The organism is Ruegeria sp. BH6, assembly GCF_056538105.1.
Genome location: NZ_JBQFSR010000001.1, coordinates 178,856 through 199,958, shown reverse-complemented (window position 1 = coordinate 199,958; position 21,103 = coordinate 178,856). Strand labels below are relative to the sequence as shown.

The following is a 21,103-nucleotide window of genomic DNA, read 5'->3' as shown; positions in this document are numbered from 1 at the left end:
GGTAAGGGCTGGCGGAAAACGGGCATAAGAACCAGCCGGGCAGAGATTACCTGACCAGCCTTAACCCGACAAGCTGTTTCAGTAGTTGCGCAGAAGCTTTAGCGCCGCCGCATGTAATTCTGCATTTGCCGCAGCCAATACCCGTCCGCCCTCATGGGCTGGACCACCTTGCCAATCTGTCACGATACCACCTGCGGCCTCGATCACCGCAATGGGGGCTTGAACATCATAAGCATTCAGGCCCGCTTCGATCACCAGATCGACCTGCCCCGCCGCCAGCAAAGCGTAAGCGTAGCAATCCATGCCATACCGGGTCAGTTGCACCTGTTGGGCCACAGCCTTGAACCCGGCGCGTTCTTCAGGGGTGCCGACCTCGGGGAAGGTCGTGAACAGAATGGCCTGATCCAGATTGGAGGTTTTGCGAGTTTTCAGCGGCATAGTTCCGGTCGGCCCGGTCGCCTGTGCAACATCCGCTGATCCAAGGAAACGTTCGCCGATATAGGGCTGATCAATGACGCCCAAGAACGGACCGTTCTGGTTGCTCAGCGCGATCAGCACGCCCCATGTCGGTGTGCCGCTGATAAAACCGCGGGTGCCATCGATCGGGTCCAACACCCACGTCCGGCCGGAACTGCCCTGAGTCTGGCCGAATTCCTCGCCGAAAATGCTGTCATCGGGGCGGTGCTTGGCCAGAACCTCACGCATGGCCTTTTCCGCGTTCCGATCCGCGACCGTGACCGGATCAAAGCCGTCGACCAGCTTGTTCGAAGTCTCAATATTTGATTGTCTAAAAAACGGAAGAATGGCCGCACGCGCCGCGTCGGCCATTTCTTCGGCTACATCCAGATCACTTAAAGTTGTCTCTTGCATGCGCTACCCGTGCGGATCACACGTGCCAGAGTCAACCCCGGTTCTCTCAGGCGACGTCGCTCAGGACGCGGGCAAGTTCGAACAAGCGGCGGCGCTGGTTTTCCGGAATCGCATAGTAAGAGCGCACCAGATCCAGAGCTTCCTTGTCCCCCATCAGATCGGCCGGAACCGATTTTTTGCCGGCTGTTTCCTTTTCAGATTCTTCCAAACCTTCAAAGAAAAAGCTGACGGGAACATCCAATGCCTCGGCAATGTCCCAAAGGCGCGACGCGCTGATCCGGTTGGCCCCGGTCTCGTATTTCTGAATCTGTTGAAACTTAATACCAACCTGCTGCGCCAACTGCTGTTGGGTCATGCCAATCAGCCAGCGGCGATGCCTGACGCGTTTGCCCACATGGACATCGACGTGATGGGTCATTGGTATTCTCCTCTTAACTACACACACAACTAATTCGGGTGTGCGACATGCATGTACTACCGCAACACTAGCGAGCCGCCCTTAACCACTCCCTAATCAGGAACATGCCCCCCAAATCAGCACCTGGGACAATATTGCTCTTTTTGGGCTTTTTTTCAAGAAGGTTGAATCTGTTTCGCCATGCACAGGACTAAGGTTGTGCCCTTTCGATCCCGCACACGCAGTTACCGTAGGCAAGCCTGAGACGTCATCCACACAGTCCTTTCCGCCGCGCCGGGTAAGCGATTGACATTCCCCGGTCAGCACGAACCTATGCGCCAAACCACAGGAGCCCGACCATGCTGGCCTATAGAATTTCATCTACGGACGCCGCCGCCCAGCTTTGCGACATTGACGTGCCGACCCCACAAGAAGGCCAGGTCCGTGTCGCGATCAAGGCATGCGGTCTGAACTTTGCCGATCTGCTGATGCAGAAGGGAACGTACCAGGACACGCCGCCCGCGCCGTTCACTCAAGGAATGGAAATCGCCGGCGTGGTCGAAACAACAGGTCCCGGCGTTTCGCATCTGAGCGCCGGTGATCGCATTGCGATCTATTCAGGTCAGGGCGGCCTGGCAGAATTCGGTGTGTTTGACGCTGAACGCGCAATTCCCCTGCCCGATTCGGTCAGCTTTGAGGACGCCGCCGCGATTCAGATCGCTTATGGCACCAGTCACATCGCCCTGGATCACCGCGCCCAACTACAACCCGGAGAAACCCTGCTGGTCACTGGCGCGGCTGGCGGTGTTGGGCTGACCGCCGTCGAGATCGGCAAGCTGATGGGGGCAACCGTAATTGCGCAGGCGCGCGGCGCAGACAAACTGGCGGTCGCTCAGGCAGCGGGGGCGGATCACCTGATTGATGCGTCCGAGGATTTACGCGCGCGTGTCAAGGAACTGGGCGGAGCGGACGTGGTGTATGACGCCGTTGGCGGCGACGTGTTCAAAGCCGCCTTTCGCGCCACCAACCCCGAAGGCCGCCTGCTGCCTATCGGTTTTGCAGGCGGAGATGTGCCGCAGATTCCGGCCAATCATCTGCTGGTTAAGAACCTGACGGTGATCGGCTTTTACATCGGTGGTTATCTGACCTTTCGGCCGCAGATCGTTCAGGACAGTTTTGACACGTTGTTTCGGTGGTGTGCCGAAGGGCGGATCAAGCCGCATATCAGCCACGTGCTGCCCCTGTCGGATACCGAGAAAGGCTTGCAATTGTTGCGCGACCGTGCGGCAACCGGCAAGGTCGTGATTACGCCCTAACCGACCACAGCCTTCAGGGGCGCACTGCCGAGCATGCGGAAATTCTGTCGAACCAAAGCTGCAAGTGCCTCAACCAACGGCCCGCGTCCGGTATCGCCTCCGTACAGGTTGATCATATGTTCGGGCAGCTCAGGCAATACACCGCCATCATCGATTTGAACCAAATGCGCAGCCTCGGTTCCGTCGAGCATGGCGTGGACGGCCAAGTCAGCGGCAACGGTCGCCTCGATGGTGCGATCATTTTCGGTTTCAACCGACAGCTCCCACGGGATGCCAGCCTCATCCAATGCCGCGATGACCTGTGGCCGGAACATGCAGCGACGGCCAAGCGCTATTGGGATCGGCCGCTTGCGCCACGCCGACCCACCCGGCGCCCCGATCCAGCGCAACGGCAATTCGGCGATGATTTCGCCCCCCTCGCCGGCACTTGCCTCAGTTGTGAGGATCAAATCGCATTCGCCGCGTTTGAACATTTCCTTCAACTGCATCGTGTACGAAGAAATCAACTGCACCCGCACCCGCGGGAAATCCACGTTGAAACGCTGCAGGACACGCGGAATAGCCGGGTAAACGATGTCATGCGGCACACCCAGAACGACTTCGCCCTCAAAGGCTTGGTCAGTGAGTTTCGAGATCACCTCATCGTTCAACGCAATCATCCGGCGGGCATAAGCCAACAGTTGTTCTCCGGAAGCTGTCAGCGCGATGGTTCGGCCACTGCGATCCAGCAGTTCCAGTCCCAGCAGCTCTTCCAGACGCTTCAACTGCATTGAAACGGCTGATTGCGTCAGGTGCAGGAACCCGGCGGCACGTGTCACTCCACCCTGATCCGCCACCGCCACAAACGATCGCAATGTCGTAATGTCCAAATTCCGCATGTTCACGAATCCTTATGCATCACTTCAAAAACATTCATTTTTAAAATGTCTCATAGTGCGCCATATAAATCAAGGAACTTGATGAGAAAGCAAAAACTCATCGAGGATCAATGAAAGGACATATATTATGACCCAAATTGCAATTCACAGACCTTGCCCGCCCCGTCGTCGTTTTGGCCTGACCATGTTGTTGGATGCGTTCTCGCTGCGTCGCCAGCGTTGCACGCTTGCCAGATTGGATGCACGAGCACTAGAAGATATCGGAATCACCCGCGAACAGGCCGATGCCGAAGCTGCTCGCCCCTTCTGGGATGCACCGGAATTCTGGCAAAAATGACCCTGACACTCATGTTTTCCTACTGAATGGCGGCCCGCTGACGCAGGTCGCCATTTTGTTGCATGTTTTAACCGGTTTCCCACTCTAAACTCTTGAAACACGGCCCGCAGTTGCCGATATTTGCTGGGAACGGGGTCCGGGTTTCGGACCGCGAAAAGAATTATGTGAAGGGAGACCCTTTAATGGCACAATTTGACACGATCCGGACGGCTGCCGGTACGCGCGCTGCCCAGATTGACGAGGGCCTGCGCGCCCATATGAACAAAGTCTACGGCACGATGTCCGTGGGCATGCTGATCACGGCGCTCGCCGCATGGGCGATTGCCGGTCTTGCTGTGACGTCTGATCCAACCAACGCCGTGGCCCAGATCGGCGCTGACCGTTACCTGACCAGCCTGGGTGGGGCACTATTCATGTCACCGCTGAAGTGGGTTGTAATCTTTTCACCGCTGGCCTTCCTGATCTTTGGCTGGGGTGCGCTTATGCGGCGCGGGTCGGCTGCAGCCGTACAGCTGGGCTTCTTCGTCTTCGCCGCCGTAATGGGCGTGTCGATGAGCTCGGTGTTCATGATCTACACCCCCTACTCGATCGCACAGACGTTCATCGTGACCTCGATTGCCTTTGCTGGCCTGAGCCTCTTTGGCTACACCACCAAGCGCAACTTGAGCGGCATGGGCACGTTCTTGATGATGGGCTTGATCGGCCTGCTGGTGGCCATGGTCATCAACATCTTCCTGCAATCGCCTGCAATGATGTTCGCAATCTCGGCAATCGGTGTACTAATCTTTGCTGGTCTGACCGCGTTCTACACCCAAGACATCAAGAACACCTACATTGCGCACGCAACCCATGGTGATCAGGAGTGGTTGAACAAAGCCGCGATTGACGGCGCGCTGAGCCTGTATATCTCGTTCCTGAACATGTTCCAGTTCCTGCTGATGTTCATGGGGCAGCAAGAATAACGCGCTTCAACACTGCACCAATCAAACAGGGCGGGTCCAAAACGACCCGCCCTTTTCTTTTGCCTATTTAGCCTTTTCACTGCCCGGCGGACACCTCGACCGGTGCCCCAAAAAGACAAAGGCCCCGCTCAAATGGCGAGGCCTTGGAAGTTAGAAAGAACGGGGTCTTAGCTGCAGTTCAGCGGCACCGCAAAACCCGAGCTGCTGTCGGAAGAGCCCTTGCGGTAAACGTCACCCGCAGGCAGACAGCCGGTAAACTGTTCCGCGTTGCGACCAAAGTTGGCACCGATCTGATTATCGACGCGCGTGCTGTTGTTCGGGGTGCGCAGAACACCATAGAGGGTGCCGTTCACATTGACGGTGCTGAGGAACAGATTGGTGTCCTGCCCGGTCAGAACCACCGAGTCCGTATCGCTGCGTCCACCATTTTCAATTGCAACTCGGGCAACTTTCTCTGCCTCAGTCTCATCCGTCGTGACGGCCACGGCAGGCAGAACAGCCAGTTCAGCCGGCACATTCGTTGCAGGCGGAAGGATGCCCACTGCACCGGGTACATCCGAAAGCGAGCGCGGTTCACCATCGATACCCGTGAATCCGATGCCTTCGCGGTTATAGGGATCTTCACAGGCTGCAAGGGCCAGAATGATCGTAGAGGAAAACAAGATTTTTTTCATGACGGCCAACATTTTGGAACGAGTTGTTGAAGCGTATGAGTAAGACGTCAAAAAAAGCAACCCGTCGACGATCCGATTGCCCCAATTGCTGATGCTTCGTTGCAACGGCGCGAAACGCCACAAGCGCGATCCCATCGGGATATGCGCAAAAAAAAGGGTCCTGCCGCGGCAGAACCCTTTAAAAAACTGTCCAAGCTGGACGGCAGATTACTTAATCTTGCCTTCCTTATACTCGACATGCTTCCGAACGACCGGATCGTATTTACGAATGGTCATTTTCTCGGTCATGGTGCGCGCGTTTTTCTTGGTCACGTAGAAGTGGCCCGTGCCCGCGGTCGAGTTCAGACGGATCTTGATTGTCGTCGGCTTCGCCATGGTTATCTCCTGCGTCCGGAAAGGCAGGGGCCTTTCGGTTGAATTCCTATGAGCGTGCGCTTTTACTCGGTCGCGCAGCCGAGTCAACCAGATTCCGCGCACAAAGCGCACAATTCCTGCAGTCGCACCCTGCCCCGGTTTGGCGCGATCACGGTTCTGTGATAAGGTCCCGCCGTTCTATCCCACAAAGAAGCCGACGACAGGCTCGTATTTCGAAACGGCAGCAACAGGCGAAACCCTCTGCGAGCAGAGGTTTTAAGCATGTTTTTGGGGGGCTATCATGACGGAATGGAAACTTCAGGGTGAAGAATTGGCCAATTGCAACTGCAACTTTGGTTGCCCGTGTCAGTTCAGCGTCCTTCCAAGCCATGGCAATTGCGAGGCTGTTGTCGTGTTCGATATCGAGTCCGGGAACTATGGCGACACCGATCTTGCCGGAGTACGCGCGGCTGGCGTGTACCACTGGCCTGGCCCCATTCACGAAGGCAACGGCCAGATGCAGCTGATCATTGACGAAGCCGCCAGCGCCGACCAGCGCGCCGCTATTGAAGCCATCATGAAAGGTGAAGACACCGACGAAATGGCGACCATGTGGTACGTCTATAGCGCCATGGCCCCTACAAAACATGAGACTTTGTATGCCCCGATCGAATTGAAGTGGAACCGGGATGAGCGTGCTGGATACGCCAAAGTTTCGGGTATCTTCGATGTAGAGGTCAGCCCGATCCCGCATATCGTCTCGGGCATGCCGCATCGTGCTTCGATACAGTTGCCCAACGGGTTTGAGTATCGCCACGCCGAGGCAGCCTCGGGGACTGCCAAGACTACGGGCGGCGCGATCAATCTAACCTTTGATGCTACACACGCGCATTTGGCGCATCTCAACATCTCAGGCCACGGAGTCCTCGGCGCGTAGCGGAGGCTGACATGAGCACGGTCCCTCCCCGTCCCGGAGTCGTAGATCGGGTGCTGCGGCGCGACAGCGGCATCGTTGTGTTCTGCGTTCTGCTGATCATTCTGGGCGCGTCCTGGTACACGGTTGCGGGCATCGGTATGAACATGTCCGCAATCGACATGACCCGAATGGCTGGCCCGATTGGCGAGCCGATGAGTATGGCGACTGAAACACGCTGGACACCGATCTACGCCGTTCTGACTTTCCTGATGTGGTGGGTCATGATGATTGCCATGATGACCCCCAGCGCTGCCCCCACCGTTCTGTTGTATACGGCGATCAAACGAATGGGGCCTGACAAGTTGCGGGCGTCGCGTCTCAGCCTGCTTTTTTTGACGGGCTATCTGGTTGCCTGGGCGGTGTTCAGCATCATTGCAACCGGGGCGCAATGGGCGATGGAAAGCGTCGGACTGTCCGATGGGCCGATGATGACGATCCACTCGAAATTTTTTGCCGGATGCGTACTGGTCGCTGCCGGTTTGTACCAGTTGTCCAGCTTGAAAACCGCTTGTCTGCGCCACTGCCGCAGCCCCGCCCAATTCCTGGCCGACCACAACAGGCCCGGTGCCTATGGCGCGTTTCGTACCGGCGCGCTGCATGGTGCGTTTTGCCTGGGATGTTGCTGGGCGTTGATGTTGCTGCTGTTCGTGGGCGGAGTGATGAACCTTTATTGGATTGTGGGCATTGCCGTTTATGTCGCGTTGGAAAAGCTGATGCCGCGGGTGCGGTGGTTCGTTCCGCTCACTGGTGTTGCGTTGATCGTCGTGGGCGTTTGGCTGATCGCAATCTCATAGATCGCGACAGGCTGAAACGTTCATAAGGGCTGAAGGACCGGCCAAATTTCGGGTTCTGCATTAACTTTTTTGACAGGAGGTAGTCATGCCTATTTTTATCACCTACGCGTCCTATTCGCCGGAAGGCGTTAAGGGAATGCTCAAGAAACCCGTGGACCGTTCGGGCGCGGTCAGGGCATTGCTGAAAAAAGCCGGCGGTAAGCTGGTGGCGTTTTACATGACCTCTGGCGACAATGACGTGGTGGTTGTCAGCGAATTGCCGGAAAGCACGGATGCAGTTGCTATAGGCATGGCCGTTGCAGCATCAGGCGCGGTGTCAAAAGTTGAAACCGTGCGCGCATGGAAGGCAAAGGACTTTGTCGCTGTGACCAAAAAAGCCGCAAAACTGACCGGAGCCTACAAGGCGCCGGGCCGTTAATCGGGATCTACGCGCGGAGGGCCTGTAAGCCGGATCTTGTTCCAGGGTTACCCCCTTCGATGACCATTCCTCTAGGCCGTGCATTGCTGCGCGGCTCAAGCTGCCAACCCGGTCCCTCTCGGCCAAGACGCGCTTAGCGGCGGTATCGGCTGACGCCGACCGGCCCGCGCGAGGACCCTATTTGGCATTGCTCCCGGTGGGGCTTGCCGTGCCGCCGCTGTTGCCAGCGGCGCGGTGGGCTCTTACCCCACCGTTTCACCCTTACCGCGTTTTGCCAAAGGCGAACCTCTGCAATGGTGCGGCGGTCTGATTTCTGTGGCGCTTTCCGTCGGGTTGCCCCGCCCGGGCGTTACCCGGCACCGTTGTCTTGTGGAGTCCGGACTTTCCTCTCGGGCATACGCCCCAGCGGCCATCCGGCCCTCCGCGCGGGATGTGGGTATGCTTTGGGTACGGCGGCGTCAAGGGTGGATCAGGTTTTCTTGATCAAGGGTATAAGGTCAGCCGGTTCCAACGGGCCGTCACCCCATGGACGATATCTGAGGCGCACCGCGGCCAGAAGCGTGTCATGGTCCGTCTCCGCCGAGTAGCCTGCGGCGCGCGCCAACGCATTGAACGTATTTAAAGGGGTTTTGCCAGGGTCGTGTTGAGAGCGCTTTCCGGCAAGGGCCATGTGTTCCAGCCGCTGCCAAGGGAAGCGCGGACCGGGATCGGACTTACGGCCCGGTGCCATGTCGGAATGGCCAATTACATGTTCAGGGGGGATAGCCCACCGGTTCATGATCTGGTGTAACAGGGTTTCCAAAACGTCCAACTGCAGCTCGGAAAAAGGGTGCGCGCCGGTGTTGTCCAGTTCAATTCCGATCGAACGGGAATTGATATCGCTCTGGCCATGCCACTCACCCGCCCCGGCATGCCAGGCCCGATCCTCCTCGCGCACCATCTGCCAGAGTGTACCATCCCCACCGATCAGGTAATGCGCGGATACTTCATAGGCAGGGTCGCACAGCCGGTCCAGCGCCTCGGTTGCGCTGTCCATCGCGGTATAGTGCAGCACGATCAGCGACGGGGTCAGCCCATCCCTGCGTTCGCCAAAGTTAGGGGACGGGTGCCAGTTAGGCGTCAGCGGCTCAGTTGTTGACGGCACTGCGGAACGGGCTGGGGTCCCAGCCACAGGCGTAGCCATCGCCATCCGGGTCAAGTCCCTTGCGGTCGCGTTGCGGGCCACCGTTGGACAGGAACTCAATCTGAGCTTGATCCGGGGATGGAAAGCGGGCGCAATTGCGCTGCGCCTTGGCTTGCAGGTTCAGACCTGCACGGCTGTATAGCTGGGTCCCGACCGGGTTTGATGTGTTCAGCGCGTATTGCACGATATTGGGCTGACCATCCGTTCCACGTTCCGGAACGGCGGTGGGCGCGACCACCTCATAGGTCTGGCGGTTCTGTTCGATCAATGCGGCGTCGGATTCGATGGTGCGACGGTCAGAGACCGCTCCAAAATCCTGCTCATCGGAAATCGCGTTGCTGATGGGGTCTTCGACGGGCGACGGTGCCGGAGTGATCGCGCCTTGTCCTGAGGTGCCAGCCAGCGCAGCCGCGGTCGCCGAAGCGATGTCGGCATTTTCGCCGGTTGGCAACGGGGCTACTGTGCCAGGCGCGCCCAGCTGCTGTTCTGACACGTCTGGAGGGCCAAGCAGCGGGTTACCAGTATATCCCTGCCCCGCCAACTGCGCCTCTCGCTGTGCCTGATAGGTGGGGGTGTTGAAATCCGTGCCACCTATCGGGGCCACCGTATTACAGGCGGCCACGAACCCGATTGCGGGGATCAGAAGCGTAAAGCGCATCCAGCTGCTCCGTATTGCGTTGTCTTGCCTGACTTGAGGATTACCACCATTTGCCAGGCTTGGCCACAAACCCGGCGGCGTTTTCCAGCGCATAGGCCGTGTTGAGCAGATCGCCCTCTTCCCACGGGCGACCAATCAGCTGCAGACCCAGCGGCAGGCCCTGTTTGTCCAGACCGGCAGGCACAGAGATGCCCGGCAGACCGGCCAGGTTCACTGTCACCGTAAAGACGTCGTTCAGATACATCTGAACCGGGTCCGCCTCGGTCATTTCACCCAGGCCGAAAGCGGCCGACGGCGTTGCCGGGGTCAGGATCGCGTCGACACCTGCGGCGAAGACATCTTCGAAGTCTTTCTTGATCAGGGTACGGACGCGACGCGCGCGATTATAGTAAGCGTCGTAGAAACCTGCGGACAGCACATATGTACCGACCATGACGCGGCGCTGCACTTCGTGACCAAACCCTTCGGCGCGGGTCTTTTCGTACATCTCGGTGATGCCGTCGCCCTGTGCCAACTGCGCGCGGCGGCCATAGCGGACACCGTCATAGCGCGCGAGGTTCGACGAGGCCTCAGCCGGTGCGATCACGTAGTACGCAGGCAGTGCGTATTTGGTGTGCGGCAGCGAGATATCGACGATCTCGGCCCCTGCCGCTTTCAGCATTTCGGCCCCTTCAGACCACAGCTTTTCGATCTCGGCGGGCATGCCATCCATGCGGTACTCTTTTGGGATACCGATTTTCTTGCCTTTGATGTCACCCGTCAGCATCGCCTCGAAATTCGGAACGGCCAATTCGGCGCTTGTCGAATCCTTGGCGTCGTGACCGCACATGGTTTCCAACATGATCGCCGCATCACGTACGTTCTTGGTCATCGGACCGGCCTGATCCAGCGAGGATGCAAATGCCACGATACCCCAGCGCGAACAACGACCATAAGTCGGCTTGATACCGGTGATGCCAACAAAGGCGGCAGGCTGACGAATCGAGCCGCCTGTATCGGTGCCTGTTGCGGCCAGGCACAGGTCGGCTGAAACAGCCGAAGCGGACCCACCCGACGAGCCACCTGGTGTCAGCTGCGCGTCATCATTACCACGGCGCCAGGGGCTTACCGCGTTGCCATAGACGGACGTCTCGTTGGACGAGCCCATGGCGAATTCGTCCATGTTCAGCTTGCCCAGCATCACGGCACCCGCATCGGCCAGTTGCTGCGACACGGTGGATTCGTATTCAGGCTTGAAGCCATCCAGAATCTTTGACGCGGCCTGCGATGGAACGCCCTTGGTGCAGAACAGGTCCTTGATACCAATCGGCAGACCACACATTGACGGCGCGTCGCCACCCTTGATCCGCTCATCAGCCGCTTTGGCGCGTTCCAAGGCAATCTCGGGCGTTTTATGGACAAAAGCGTTCAGCGCGTCCGCGTCGTCAATAGCCTTAAGGCAGGATTCGGTCAGCTCGACCGAAGTCACATCACCCTTACGCAGCGCGTCGCGGGCCTCGGCCAGGCCAAGTTTGTTCAGATCGCTCATGTCTTACTCCACCACTTTGGGGACTGCAAAAAAGCCTTCGCGTGCGTCGGGGGCATTGGCCAGAACCTTGGCCTGCTGATTGCCGTCGGTGACCACATCCTCGCGACGTTTCAGGCGCATCGGCTCGACCGAGACCATCGGCTCGACGCCTTCGACATCGACCTCATTCAGTTGCTCGATGAACCCAAGGATTGTGTTGAACTCGGATGCCAGCGCGGGCAGCGCGTCATCCTCAACCTTGATCCGGGCCAGTTTGGCCACCTTGGCGGCGGTGCTTTGGTCAATCGACATCGGAAAACCTCATATGCGTTAGGGGGCATTTACCCGTCTGATGCCCGGGTCGCAAGTCCGCCGAAGAGCGGATGTGACCCTGTTTCCGTCGTGGGCGCGTCCAGCCATTCAAAACTGAATAACCAGTATACGCAAAAGTAAACCAATTAGTTCAGTTTTCGCCTTGAAAAAGTGAACCAAACTGTTCACCTCATGATCCATGGCACAGCCAGATACCGGAGAAAGAAAATGAAAACCTTCATTACCGCAGCCCTTTTGACCGCAACCATTCTGAGCACCCCCGCCATGGCCTTCGGCCCTACGACGCAAACCCTGATCCCCGACGTCTCGTTCCCGACCCCCTCGCCCGAGACGGTGACACAGGATAGCGCCAAAGTCGGCAAATAAGGTGCCTTTTGCCGCCGGGCCAGAATCCCCCCGACTGGCCCGGCCAGGGTGCAATTGACTGCTGCATCCGATGAAACCAACCGCTACGATGGTGCGAACTAACCGGTCGGATTGCATCGTAAATCCGGCAAAACCCAACGGAGCGGAAGATGAGCGCACGAAAGCAAGCGGTTCTGGACGCAATAGATGCGGCCAACAGGCAAGACCCCACAATCGAAGATGGCCAACCCGCTGCCCTGCTATACGGCCAGAGGATGAGCGCCGAGTTGGACCGGCTGTTTCCAGACGCGTCGGACCCATTGCAGATCGCGGCACGCGGTCAGCATGTGGAACGCTGGAAGCTGGCTCGTAGCGAATACCCCGAAGACCGAACCGGATACCTGACCTGGCGCAAGGCACAGGCTGAACATCACGCCGAGATTGTCATGGGGCTGATGGAGCAAGCTGGATACAGCAAAGACGAGGCCGAATCCGCCGGTCGCATGCTGCGCAAACAGGGCATCAAGCGCGATGACGAGGTTCAGGCGCTAGAAGACGTCATCTGTTTCGTTTTCCTCAAGTGGTATTTCGCGCCTTTCGCGGAAAAACACTCGGCCGAGAAAATTCAACGCATTGTGGAGAAAACCGCGCGCAAGATGTCAGGCGACGGACGGACGCGGGTGCTGTCCGAATTTAACCTCCCGGAACATCTGGCCGCCGCGTTTCAGGTCTGAGACACGCGCGCCAGATGCCTACGATAGACCTCGATCATCCATCCCAGCATGGTGGCGTTCAGGATGTGCCACATGAAATGCATGCCCAGCGGCACCTGCGCACAAATGGGGTCATCGAGCGCACGAAATGCAATCGAGACGATAAGGATCACCGCCCCGATGGCCAGTCCCTGCGCTGTATCCGGCGCCCGATTGCGCAGCAGGAATGCATAAATCAGGATCAGCAGCGGAACCGGAGCGTAAGCCGCTGATCCGCCCAGTCCCGGTACAAGTTGGAACACGGGCACGGTCAGCGTCGCGTAAGGTATGAACAGGGCCGTCAAGATTGCCGCGATCATCGGTCTAAACCGCCAGACATCCCGGTTGATGGCAAAGATATAGACCAGAATGTACAGCAGGATCGGCACGACATCCGCCATGGCCGCCCAGGTCTGCGCATGGGTATGGAACAGAAAACTGCCAACACCGATGGTGGCCAGAATGACCACAAGCGCCATTGCCAGCGGCATCCCCCGCCCCTGAACGCGCCGCCACATAACAAACGCCGAGATCAGAAACGCCGCGTTTGTCACAGCGTTGATCGGCTCGGCCCAATAGGCGGGCGACAGACGCTCACAATAGCCGTCAATTTCCTGAAACCAGTCCATGCACTTTTACATAGCCGATGCTAGGTTGATGCCAACAGTATGATCAGGAGGATTTTTTCAATGAATATCATCTGGCTGGGCCACGGTAGTTTCCGTATTGAAACCGGTGGGCAGGTGCTGTTGATCGACCCGTGGCTGACCGGTAACCCGGTGTTGTCCGAGGACCACCATGACAAAGCGCTGGATGGTGCGACGCACATTCTGCTGACGCACACACATTTCGATCACGTCGCAGACGTGGTGTCGCTGGCCAAGCATCTGAAGGTTCCCGTGGTCGGCCAATACGACCTGATGGGGTATTGGAGCGAAACCGAAGGGCTGGAAACCGTCGGCTTCAACAAAGGCGGCACAGTGGATTTGAACGGGGTCAAGGTATCCATGGTGCCTGCCTCGCACAGCTCGACCTTTTCAACGCCGGACGGCCTGCGGACCGGAGGCAGCGAGGTCGGCTTCATGATCGCCTCGGAAGATCACATGCTTTACGTGTCAGGGGACACCGACATCATGGCGGATATGGAGTGGATGGGCGATTACTACAAACCCGACATCGGCATCCTGTCAGCAGGCGGACATTTCACCATGGACATGAAGGGCACGGCCTATGCGGCCAGACGGTATTTCAACTTCAAGACGGTGATTCCCTGTCACTACAAAACTTTCCCAATTCTGGAACAGTCTGCTCAGGCGCTGATTGATGGGTTGCCGGGGGTGGACGTGATCGAACCTGAGTTGATGAAACCTATCACTCTTTAATATCACGGCGTGCAGCGAAGAAGGCTCTCAGAAGATCGGCGGCTTCTTGGGCTGCGATGCCATCGTAAATCTCGGGGACATGGTGCGCCTGTGTGTGGGTGAAAACCCGCGCTCCATGGGCCACACCGCCAGATTTCGGATCGGCAGCCCCATAATAAATGCGCCGGATACGCGCCGCGGCCAAAGCTGCCGCGCACATGGCGCAGGGTTCCAGCGTGACGTAAAGGTCGTGATCCGGCAGCCGTTCGGACCCGGCCTCGGCGCAGGCTGTGCGCAGGGCCAAAATCTCGGCATGGGCAGTGGGGTCGTTCATTTCGCGTGTCCGGTTGCCCGCCGCAGCCACGATCCGGCCGTCAGGCGCGACAATTACGGCCCCAACCGGAACCTCTCCGCGATCTGCCGCAGCGCGCGCCTCGACCAACGCCTTATCCATATGTGATTTGAACGTCATGCCTCTGACTGCATCAGAAACCTGTCTTTCGCAAGCGGGCGGGATGCGCTATGGGCTGCGGATGACAAAAACCCCTCCTCCCGGCGACCGGATCGCCAAAGTGCTGGCCCGCGCGGGCGTTGCCTCGCGCCGTGAAGCGGAACGCATGATCGAAGCTGGCCGCGTGGCAGTGAATGGCAAGCTTATTGATAGCCCAGCCCTAAACGTAACCGCCAAAGACAAGATCGTCGTCGACGGCAAACCTGTGTCGGAACCTGAACCCTCGCGTCTGTGGCTGTATCACAAGCCGTCCGGTCTGGTGACAACGACCCGCGACGAAAAAGGCCGCGCCACCATTTTCGACAACCTGCCCGAGGACATGCCCCGCGTCATGAGCGTGGGGCGGCTGGACCTGAATTCCGAAGGGTTGCTGCTGCTGACCAATGACGGCGGCATCAAACGCAAGCTTGAGCTGCCTTCGACCGGTTGGCTGCGCAAATACCGCGTTCGTGTGAATGGCCGCCCCAAGGACGAAGACTTTGCACCGCTGCGCAGGGGGCTTGTGATCGACGGAGAACGCTTTCTGCCGATGGACGTGTCTCTGGACCGCCAGCAAGGCGCAAACGCATGGCTGACCATCGGCCTGCGCGAAGGCAAGAACCGTGAGATTCGCCGCGCAATGGAGGATATCGGCTATGCCGTGAACCGCCTGCTACGGGTATCTTACGGACCGTTCCAGCTGGGCAGTCTGAAACCCGGCGAGGTTGAAGAGATCCGCCGCCGCGTTATGCGCGACCAACTGGGTCTGGACGCTGAGCCCGAATCCAAACCCAAACGCCCTGCTCGTCCGCAACGAAAACGACCGCCGGTCGGCAAGAAATCTCGCAAGTGACGCGGGTTTAGCAACCTTCCCCCTAGCGCCAAGCCCACGTATCGCCTAAATTTTCCGTAAGTTATTCCACGGGGGAACGCCATGTCAGGGACCGGAGTGCAAAAACTGGCCTATGCGGCCCTTCTTGTGCTGATGTTTGGTGTTTGCACCGGTGTGCTGGGGGGGCTATAGCGCATGGCTAAGCGGTATGGCGGAAAATTCAGCCCCGAAGGCGGCAGCTCTGACGACGACCAACCGCAGCGCGGGCAATTTCATGGCGCGCGCGTCGAACCGGCAGGTGCACGGGCCAATATCCTGTTTCTGCCTGCCATTCCCCTGGTGTTTCTGTCGTTAAACGATGGTGCAGTCGGGATGACGATTGGGCTGGTCGCCGCTGGCCTGCTGACCGCCGCTGCCTTTCTGTTGCGCGAAGGGTTGCGCGCCGAGGCCGAATTTAACACACGTCGCACCGCGAGACGCCCTGCCTTTCCACGCAAGATTTTCGCTAGCGTGTTGACCGGTATTGGTGTCGCTGTGGCCGCGTACCGGACGGAATACCTGGATGCCGAAACTGCTGCTCAGGCCGGCCTGCTGGCCCCGATCCTGTTCGGAGCGGTGGCAACGGTCCTGCATTCCGTGTCCTTCGGTCTGGACCCGATGAAAGACAAGGGCATGGAAGGGATCGATACCTTTCAGCAAGACCGCGTGGCCCGTGTGGTTGAAGATGCCGAAACCCATCTGACAGAGATGACCGACGCCATCAAACGTGCGGGCGACCGCCGGATCGAAGCGCGTGTCGAACGGTTTCAGGACACCGCCCGCGATCTGTTTCGCACGGTCGAAGAAGACCCGCGCGATCTGGCCGGTGCCCGCAAATACCTGACTGTCTACCTGCAGGGTGCCCGTGATGCGACCGTGAAGTTTGCCGATGTCTATGCCCGCACGCGGGATGCGCAGGCATTGGCTGACTATTCGTCTCTGCTGGACGATCTGGAACAGAATTTCGCGGCCCGCACCCGCAAGATGTTATTGGATGACCGTAGTGATCTGACGGTCGAAATTGACGTGTTGCGCGAACGGCTGCAGCGCGAAGGCGTCCGGTTGGACTAACCGGCCCATTTTTTGAGAAAGGATTACCCCATGTCCGATGAGATCAAGAACAAGGCGGTCGAAGCAGAAACGCTGGTACAGGAAGTGACCGCCGTTGCGTTGCCTGAACCCACGGCCGAAGTCATCTCGCTGGAAGACGCAGACGACCCTGTCGGCGCTGAAATCCGCAAACGCATGGACGAGCTGGATATGAGCAACACGAATTCGATCGTATCATTCGGTTCGTCCGCTCAGGCGGAATTGCAGGAAATCAGCCAGGCCATGCTGGCAGATGTGCGCAACAAGGATGTGGGTCCCGCTGGTGACAGCCTGCGCGATATCGTCACCTCGATCCGGGGCTTTTCGGTCAGTGAACTGGATGTGCGCCGTGAACGCAGCTGGTGGGAAAAGCTGATCGGCAAAGCTGCGCCCTTCGCCAAGTTTACCGCACAATACGAAGAAGTTCAGAGCCAGATCGACAGGATCACTGACGACTTGCTGGGTCATGAACACACGCTGTTGAAAGATATCAAGTCACTGGACTTGCTGTATGAAAAGACCCTTGGGTTTTACGATGAGCTGGCGCTTTATATCGCGGCGGGCGAGGAAAAGCTGACTGAACTGGACAGCCAGGATATCCCTGAAAAAGAGGCTGAGGTTCAAGCTGCACCCGAGGATCAACAAGTGATGAAAGCGCAGGAGCTGCGCGACATGCGCGCCGCGCGGGACGATCTGGAACGCCGCGTGCATGACTTGAAACTGACGCGGCAGGTGACAATGCAATCGTTGCCCTCGATTCGGTTGGTTCAGGAGAACGACAAGTCGTTGGTGACCAAGATCAACTCGACGCTGGTTAATACTGTACCACTGTGGGAAACCCAGTTGGCCCAAGCCGTGACCATCCAACGCAGCGCCGAGGCCGCCTCGGCCGTGCGCGATGCAAATGACCTGACCAACGAATTGCTGACTTCGAATGCTGCGAACCTGCGTGAATCGAACAAGATGATCCGCGAGGAAATGGAACGCGGCGTGTTCGATATCGAAGCGGTCAAACAAGCCAATGCCGACCTGATCGGCACCATCAATGAAAGTCTGGCCATTGCCGACGAGGGCAAGGCCAAGCGTGCCGCCGCCGAGCAAGAGCTTCAGAAGATGGAGGCCGAACTGCGCGATACGCTGGCCGCGGCCAAGGCCCGCAAGGATGGTATTGGCGACAATGCCGGCACGGCGGTTCCGGGCTGACAGCGTGCGAAGGATGCGGTTTTCGGGATATCTGAAGCCGGTCATGGGCTTTCTATTGCTATTGGCTCTGGCCAATTGCGATGAAACGCTGACATCCTCTGTCGTTCCGCAACCGCGCCCAGAGGCACTGGCGCCTGCCGCCAATGCCTATGTCCCCCCATCCGCTGCCAGTCAGGACCTGGCCCGGTTCTATCAGCGGGTCGAGCGGGATCTGCTGACCCGCGGTTTGCTGCGAACGGACGGAGGAGGCCCTGACACACCGTATGACGCTGATGATTTAGCCCGTAATTTTGGCAAAATTGCTTTCATCAACGAACACTCCGGCAAATCCGCCGCATTTGTCAGCGGCCCGAGCGAGATTAAGTTAAATCGCTGGAAGAGCCCAATCCGCATCAGGACTGAGTTTGGTCCGAGCGTTTCTATGGAAAGCCGCGAAGCTGATCGGCAAACCATTCAAAACTATGCCAAACGGCTGCAAAAAGCGACCGGGCACAACGTTCGAAGTGTAAATGGTGACGGGAACTTTCTTGTTTTCATAGCAGGTCAGGACGACGTGGCTTACGCTCAGGATAGATTAAAATCACTTGTTCCGGGTATCCCTGACGACAGGTTGAATTTGCTGAGGACGCTGGACCGGCCGTTTTATTGTTTTGTCTTTACGTTTTCCGGCCAAGAGGACACCAATACCGTAATCCGTGCCGTAGCTTACATACGTGCAGAACTACCCAATCTGCTGCGGTTGAGTTGCATCCACGAAGAAATTGCGCAGGGACTTGGCCTTCCAAACGACAGCCCCGCAGCGCGGCCTTCGATTTTCAACGACGATGATGAGTTTGCGCTGCTGACCAGCCATGACGAAAAACTACTGACCATGCTTTACGACCCGCGCCTTCAGCCCGGGGTGACGGCGGATGACGCCCGCCCCGTGGTGCGGATCATTGCACGCGAATTGATGGGCCAGCAGCTCTGAGCCCAAGGAAAGGAGACCCCAAATGGGTATTTTCGATTTTCTGACCGGAGAATTTATTGATGTCATTCACTGGGTCGACGACACCCGAGATACGATGGTCTGGCGGTTCGAGCGTGAGGGCCATGAAATCAAGTACGGCGCTAAGCTGACGGTGCGCGAAGGTCAAGCCGCCGTGTTCGTGCATGAAGGGCAGTTGGCGGATGTGTTCACGCCGGGTCTCTATATGCTTGAGACCAACAATATGCCGATCATGACGACCTTGCAGCACTGGGATCATGGCTTTCAGTCGCCCTTCAAGTCCGAGATCTATTTCGTCAATACGACCCGGTTCAATGACCTGAAATGGGGCACCAAGAACCCGATCATGCTGCGGGATCCCGAATTCGGCCCGACGCGCATCCGGGCTTTTGGTACTTATACAGTACGGGTAAAGGATGCCGCGAAGTTCCTGATCGAGATCGTTGGCACCGACGGTGAATTCACGATGGATGAGATCAGCTTTCAGATCCGCAACATCATCGTGCAGGAATTCAGCCGAGTGATCGCCGGATCAGGCATTCCGGTTCTGGACATGGCCGCAAACACTGCCGATCTGGGCAAGCTGATTGCAGCCGAGGTTTCCCCAGTGCTGGATGGCTACGGTCTGGAGATGCCGGAATTCTACATCGAAAACATCTCACTTCCGCCTGCAGTTGAGGCGGCCCTGGACAAACGGACCTCAATGGGGTTGGCGGGCGATCTTGGCAAATTCACTCAGTATTCCGCCGCCGAGGCGATGACAGCCGCGGCCAACAACCCCGGTCAAGGCGGCGGCATGGGCGCCGGGCTTGGCATGGGTATGGGAATGGCGATGGCCCAACAAATGTCGAACATGGCAGCGGGTCAACCCAGCGGCCCGTGGGGCAGTTCCGCCCCTGCTGCACCGCAACCGGCAGCACATGCCGCACCGCCACCTCCACCTCCGGTCGAACATGTGTGGCATATCGCGGTGGACGGGCAGACCAGTGGGCCGTTCTCGAAAGCCAAGATGGGACGCATGGCAACGGACGGAGAGATCACCCGCGACACCCATGTCTGGACCGCCGGTCAGGACGGTTGGAAAAAGGCCGGAGACGTGCAGGAACTGGCGCAGCTGTTCACCATCCTGCCGCCGCCACCGCCTGGAGCCTAATGCGCCAGTCACCGGCGTAAGAATAAGGCTACACGATGAACGAAGAACACAGATTTCCCTGCGAGCAATGCGGCTCAGACTACCGATTCAACCCCGGCGACGGCAGCCTGACCTGTGACCATTGCGGGCATTCCGAAGCGATTGGCGCAGGCCCCTGGGGCGGTGCCAGTTTGAAAGAACTGGATTTCAACGCCGCCATCGCAGAACAGCTTCCGGACAGCGAGATCGAGGAAACGCGTGTTCTGTCCTGCCCCAATTGCGCGGCTCAGGTCGAGTTCGACCCCGCCACCCATGCCGCCGAATGCCCGTTCTGCGCGACGCCCGTAGTAACGGATACCGGCGTCAACCGGCATATCAAACCGCGCGGTGTGCTGCCCTTTGCGCTGGATGAACGCACGGCGCACAAGGCGATGGGGGATTGGCTGGGACGGCTCTGGTTCGCGCCCAACGGGTTGAAAGAATATGCCCGCAAAGGTCGCAAAATGCAGGGCATCTATGTGCCGTATTGGACCTTTGATGCGGACACCACGTCCAACTATCGCGGTGAGCGGGGCGTTGTTTATTACGAGACCCGCACCGTTATGCGCGACGGAAAGCGCGTACAACAGCAAGTGCCCAAGGTGCGGTGGTCTCCGAAATCCGGGCGGGTCGCGCGATTCTTTGACGACGTGTTGGTGTTGGCATCACAGTCTTTGCCCAAAAGCTATACCGACGCATTGGAGCCCTGGGACCTGCCGGCGTTGGAACCTTATCAGCCAGAATATCTGGCCGGATTCCGCGCCGAGGCCTACACTGTGGAACTGCAGGAGGGCTACACCGAGGCCCGCGGGTACATGGCGCGGGTGATCGAACGCGACGTGCGCTTTGATATCGGTGGCGACCGTCAGCGGATACACGCGATTGACACCGATGTGCGAAACGTGACCTTCAAACATATCCTGCTGCCGGTCTGGATGGCGGCCTACAAATACCGTGGGCAAACCTATCGGTTCGTCGTGAACGGACGCACGGGCCGCGTTCAGGGAGAGCGCCCCTGGTCCGCCATCAAGATCACCATTGCCGTTGTACTGGGCCTGCTTGTGGCGGCAGGCGTCGGGTATCTGATGGCAACTGGCCAACAGTGAAAGAGCTGTCGGCAAACCAAGAAATCAGTCGATGTTAGCGCTTGAACTTCCCGCTGCGTGACGCCATCCT

At 58.3% G+C, this 21,103-nt stretch carries 25 protein-coding genes, 1 other RNA gene and 1 pseudogene; 15 read left to right on the top strand and 12 right to left on the bottom strand.

All coding sequences use genetic code 11. From position 1 onward, the window contains the following. Positions 1-78 precede the first annotated feature (78 nt). Together hisN and ACR0B8_RS01000 are read right to left on the bottom strand one after the other, a co-directional pair. Positions 79-870 (bottom strand): histidinol-phosphatase, encoded by a 792-nt coding sequence (hisN, locus tag ACR0B8_RS01005; RefSeq protein WP_170516517.1) that lies wholly within the window; start codon positions 868-870, stop codon positions 79-81. Positions 871-916: 46 nt separating this feature from the next. Beyond that, positions 917-1,288 (bottom strand): helix-turn-helix domain-containing protein, encoded by a 372-nt coding sequence (locus ACR0B8_RS01000; RefSeq protein WP_170347955.1) that lies wholly within the window; start codon positions 1,286-1,288, stop codon positions 917-919. 338 nt (positions 1,289-1,626) lie between these two features. On the opposite strand from ACR0B8_RS01000, the gene ACR0B8_RS00995 reads away from it, so the two are divergent. After that, complete coding sequence (locus ACR0B8_RS00995; protein ID WP_170548006.1) at positions 1,627-2,583, top strand: NADPH:quinone oxidoreductase family protein; 957 nt, start codon at positions 1,627-1,629, stop codon at positions 2,581-2,583. Here ACR0B8_RS00995 and ACR0B8_RS00990 read toward each other — a convergent pair. Beyond that, a complete protein-coding gene (locus tag ACR0B8_RS00990; RefSeq protein ID WP_170347953.1) occupies positions 2,580-3,461 on the bottom strand; it encodes a LysR family transcriptional regulator in 882 nt (293 codons plus the stop codon). The two genes, ACR0B8_RS00995 and ACR0B8_RS00990, sit on opposite strands and share 4 nt — an antisense overlap. 127 nt (positions 3,462-3,588) lie before the next feature. Between ACR0B8_RS00990 and ACR0B8_RS00985 the strand changes: the two genes are divergently transcribed. After that, on the top strand, positions 3,589-3,798 hold the full coding sequence (locus ACR0B8_RS00985) for a DUF1127 domain-containing protein (RefSeq protein ID WP_170347952.1): 210 nt from the start codon (positions 3,589-3,591) through the stop codon (positions 3,796-3,798). Between the two features lie 182 nt (positions 3,799-3,980). After that, positions 3,981-4,760 carry a Bax inhibitor-1/YccA family protein gene (locus ACR0B8_RS00980; protein WP_170347951.1) on the top strand — a complete coding sequence of 260 codons (780 nt, stop codon included), beginning with the start codon at positions 3,981-3,983 and terminating at the stop codon, positions 4,758-4,760. A 167-nt stretch (positions 4,761-4,927) separates the two neighbouring features. Here the strand turns inward: ACR0B8_RS00980 and ACR0B8_RS00975 are convergent, their stop codons facing one another. Both ACR0B8_RS00975 and rpmG read right to left on the bottom strand, forming a co-directional pair. Further along, positions 4,928-5,434, bottom strand: a complete 507-nt coding sequence (locus ACR0B8_RS00975; protein WP_170347950.1) for a hypothetical protein — start codon at positions 5,432-5,434, stop codon at positions 4,928-4,930. 207 nt (positions 5,435-5,641) lie between these two features. Then, positions 5,642-5,809: a 50S ribosomal protein L33 gene (gene rpmG / locus ACR0B8_RS00970; RefSeq protein ID WP_037309480.1), complete on the bottom strand. Its 168-nt coding sequence runs from the start codon at positions 5,807-5,809 to the stop codon at positions 5,642-5,644. A gap of 280 nt (positions 5,810-6,089) precedes the next feature. On the opposite strand from rpmG, the gene ACR0B8_RS00965 reads away from it, so the two are divergent. The 3 genes from ACR0B8_RS00965 to ACR0B8_RS00955 all read left to right on the top strand — a co-directional run bounded on the left by ACR0B8_RS00965 (position 6,090) and on the right by ACR0B8_RS00955 (position 7,976). Next, entirely contained in the window at positions 6,090-6,725 is a 636-nt protein-coding gene (locus ACR0B8_RS00965) for a DUF1326 domain-containing protein (protein ID WP_226688736.1), read from the top strand. A gap of 11 nt (positions 6,726-6,736) precedes the next feature. Continuing rightward, positions 6,737-7,558, top strand: coding sequence for a DUF2182 domain-containing protein (locus ACR0B8_RS00960; RefSeq protein WP_226688737.1), 822 nt, complete (start codon positions 6,737-6,739; stop codon positions 7,556-7,558). Between the two features lie 85 nt (positions 7,559-7,643). Continuing rightward, on the top strand, positions 7,644-7,976 hold the full coding sequence (locus ACR0B8_RS00955) for a GYD domain-containing protein (RefSeq protein ID WP_170347947.1): 333 nt from the start codon (positions 7,644-7,646) through the stop codon (positions 7,974-7,976). A 9-nt stretch (positions 7,977-7,985) separates the two neighbouring features. Here ACR0B8_RS00955 and rnpB read toward each other — a convergent pair. The 5 genes from rnpB to gatC form a co-directional block, all read right to left on the bottom strand. Beyond that, positions 7,986-8,401: RNase P RNA component class A (gene rnpB / locus ACR0B8_RS00950), an RNA gene on the bottom strand. Between the two features lie 44 nt (positions 8,402-8,445). Further along, entirely contained in the window at positions 8,446-9,159 is a 714-nt protein-coding gene (locus ACR0B8_RS00945) for an N-acetylmuramoyl-L-alanine amidase (RefSeq protein ID WP_254437222.1), read from the bottom strand. Next, positions 9,104-9,817: a hypothetical protein gene (locus ACR0B8_RS00940; protein WP_170360406.1), complete on the bottom strand. Its 714-nt coding sequence runs from the start codon at positions 9,815-9,817 to the stop codon at positions 9,104-9,106. The genes ACR0B8_RS00945 and ACR0B8_RS00940 overlap by 56 nt, the downstream gene beginning before the upstream one ends. Positions 9,818-9,857: 40 nt before the next feature. Continuing rightward, positions 9,858-11,345, bottom strand: a complete 1,488-nt coding sequence (gene gatA, locus ACR0B8_RS00935; protein ID WP_170360408.1) for an Asp-tRNA(Asn)/Glu-tRNA(Gln) amidotransferase subunit GatA — start codon at positions 11,343-11,345, stop codon at positions 9,858-9,860. Positions 11,346-11,348: 3 nt separating this feature from the next. Beyond that, positions 11,349-11,636: an Asp-tRNA(Asn)/Glu-tRNA(Gln) amidotransferase subunit GatC gene (gatC, locus tag ACR0B8_RS00930; protein WP_058280141.1), complete on the bottom strand. Its 288-nt coding sequence runs from the start codon at positions 11,634-11,636 to the stop codon at positions 11,349-11,351. Between the two features lie 228 nt (positions 11,637-11,864). Between gatC and ACR0B8_RS00925 the strand changes: the two genes are divergently transcribed. Together ACR0B8_RS00925 and ACR0B8_RS00920 are read left to right on the top strand one after the other, a co-directional pair. Continuing rightward, a complete protein-coding gene (locus tag ACR0B8_RS00925; RefSeq protein ID WP_170360410.1) occupies positions 11,865-12,023 on the top strand; it encodes a hypothetical protein in 159 nt (52 codons plus the stop codon). Between the two features lie 149 nt (positions 12,024-12,172). Then, the gene (locus ACR0B8_RS00920) at positions 12,173-12,736 is read left to right on the top strand and encodes a DUF4202 domain-containing protein (RefSeq protein WP_226688739.1); all 564 of its coding nucleotides are present in this window, start codon (positions 12,173-12,175) and stop codon (positions 12,734-12,736) included. Here the strand turns inward: ACR0B8_RS00920 and ACR0B8_RS00915 are convergent. After that, entirely contained in the window at positions 12,727-13,383 is a 657-nt protein-coding gene (locus tag ACR0B8_RS00915; protein WP_480657928.1) for a ceramidase domain-containing protein, read from the bottom strand. The genes ACR0B8_RS00920 and ACR0B8_RS00915 overlap by 10 nt on opposite strands. 60 nt (positions 13,384-13,443) lie before the next feature. On the opposite strand from ACR0B8_RS00915, the gene ACR0B8_RS00910 reads away from it, so the two are divergent. Next, positions 13,444-14,136, top strand: coding sequence for a metal-dependent hydrolase (locus ACR0B8_RS00910; RefSeq protein ID WP_170395542.1), 693 nt, complete (start codon positions 13,444-13,446; stop codon positions 14,134-14,136). Here the strand turns inward: ACR0B8_RS00910 and ACR0B8_RS00905 are convergent. Beyond that, positions 14,126-14,587 carry a nucleoside deaminase gene (locus tag ACR0B8_RS00905; protein WP_170347939.1) on the bottom strand — a complete coding sequence of 154 codons (462 nt, stop codon included), beginning with the start codon at positions 14,585-14,587 and terminating at the stop codon, positions 14,126-14,128. The genes ACR0B8_RS00910 and ACR0B8_RS00905 overlap by 11 nt on opposite strands. A gap of 61 nt (positions 14,588-14,648) precedes the next feature. Here ACR0B8_RS00905 and ACR0B8_RS00900 point away from each other — a divergent pair. From ACR0B8_RS00900 to ACR0B8_RS00875, 6 genes and pseudogenes are all read left to right on the top strand, one after another. Further along, positions 14,649-15,455, top strand: a pseudogene (locus ACR0B8_RS00900) (pseudouridine synthase); the annotation flags it as partial. A gap of 177 nt (positions 15,456-15,632) precedes the next feature. Beyond that, a complete protein-coding gene (locus tag ACR0B8_RS00895; RefSeq protein WP_170516532.1) occupies positions 15,633-16,547 on the top strand; it encodes a 5-bromo-4-chloroindolyl phosphate hydrolysis family protein in 915 nt (304 codons plus the stop codon). Between the two features lie 30 nt (positions 16,548-16,577). Further along, the gene (locus ACR0B8_RS00890; protein ID WP_170347936.1) at positions 16,578-17,768 is read left to right on the top strand and encodes a toxic anion resistance protein; all 1,191 of its coding nucleotides are present in this window, start codon (positions 16,578-16,580) and stop codon (positions 17,766-17,768) included. Positions 17,769-17,781: 13 nt separating this feature from the next. After that, on the top strand, positions 17,782-18,738 hold the full coding sequence (locus tag ACR0B8_RS00885; protein ID WP_226688741.1) for a DUF2927 domain-containing protein: 957 nt from the start codon (positions 17,782-17,784) through the stop codon (positions 18,736-18,738). Positions 18,739-18,760: 22 nt separating this feature from the next. Beyond that, positions 18,761-19,909, top strand: a complete 1,149-nt coding sequence (locus tag ACR0B8_RS00880; RefSeq protein ID WP_170360424.1) for an SPFH domain-containing protein — start codon at positions 18,761-18,763, stop codon at positions 19,907-19,909. Positions 19,910-19,944: 35 nt separating this feature from the next. Next, positions 19,945-21,033 carry a TFIIB-type zinc finger domain-containing protein gene (locus ACR0B8_RS00875; protein WP_170360425.1) on the top strand — a complete coding sequence of 363 codons (1,089 nt, stop codon included), beginning with the start codon at positions 19,945-19,947 and terminating at the stop codon, positions 21,031-21,033. Positions 21,034-21,103 lie beyond the last annotated feature (70 nt).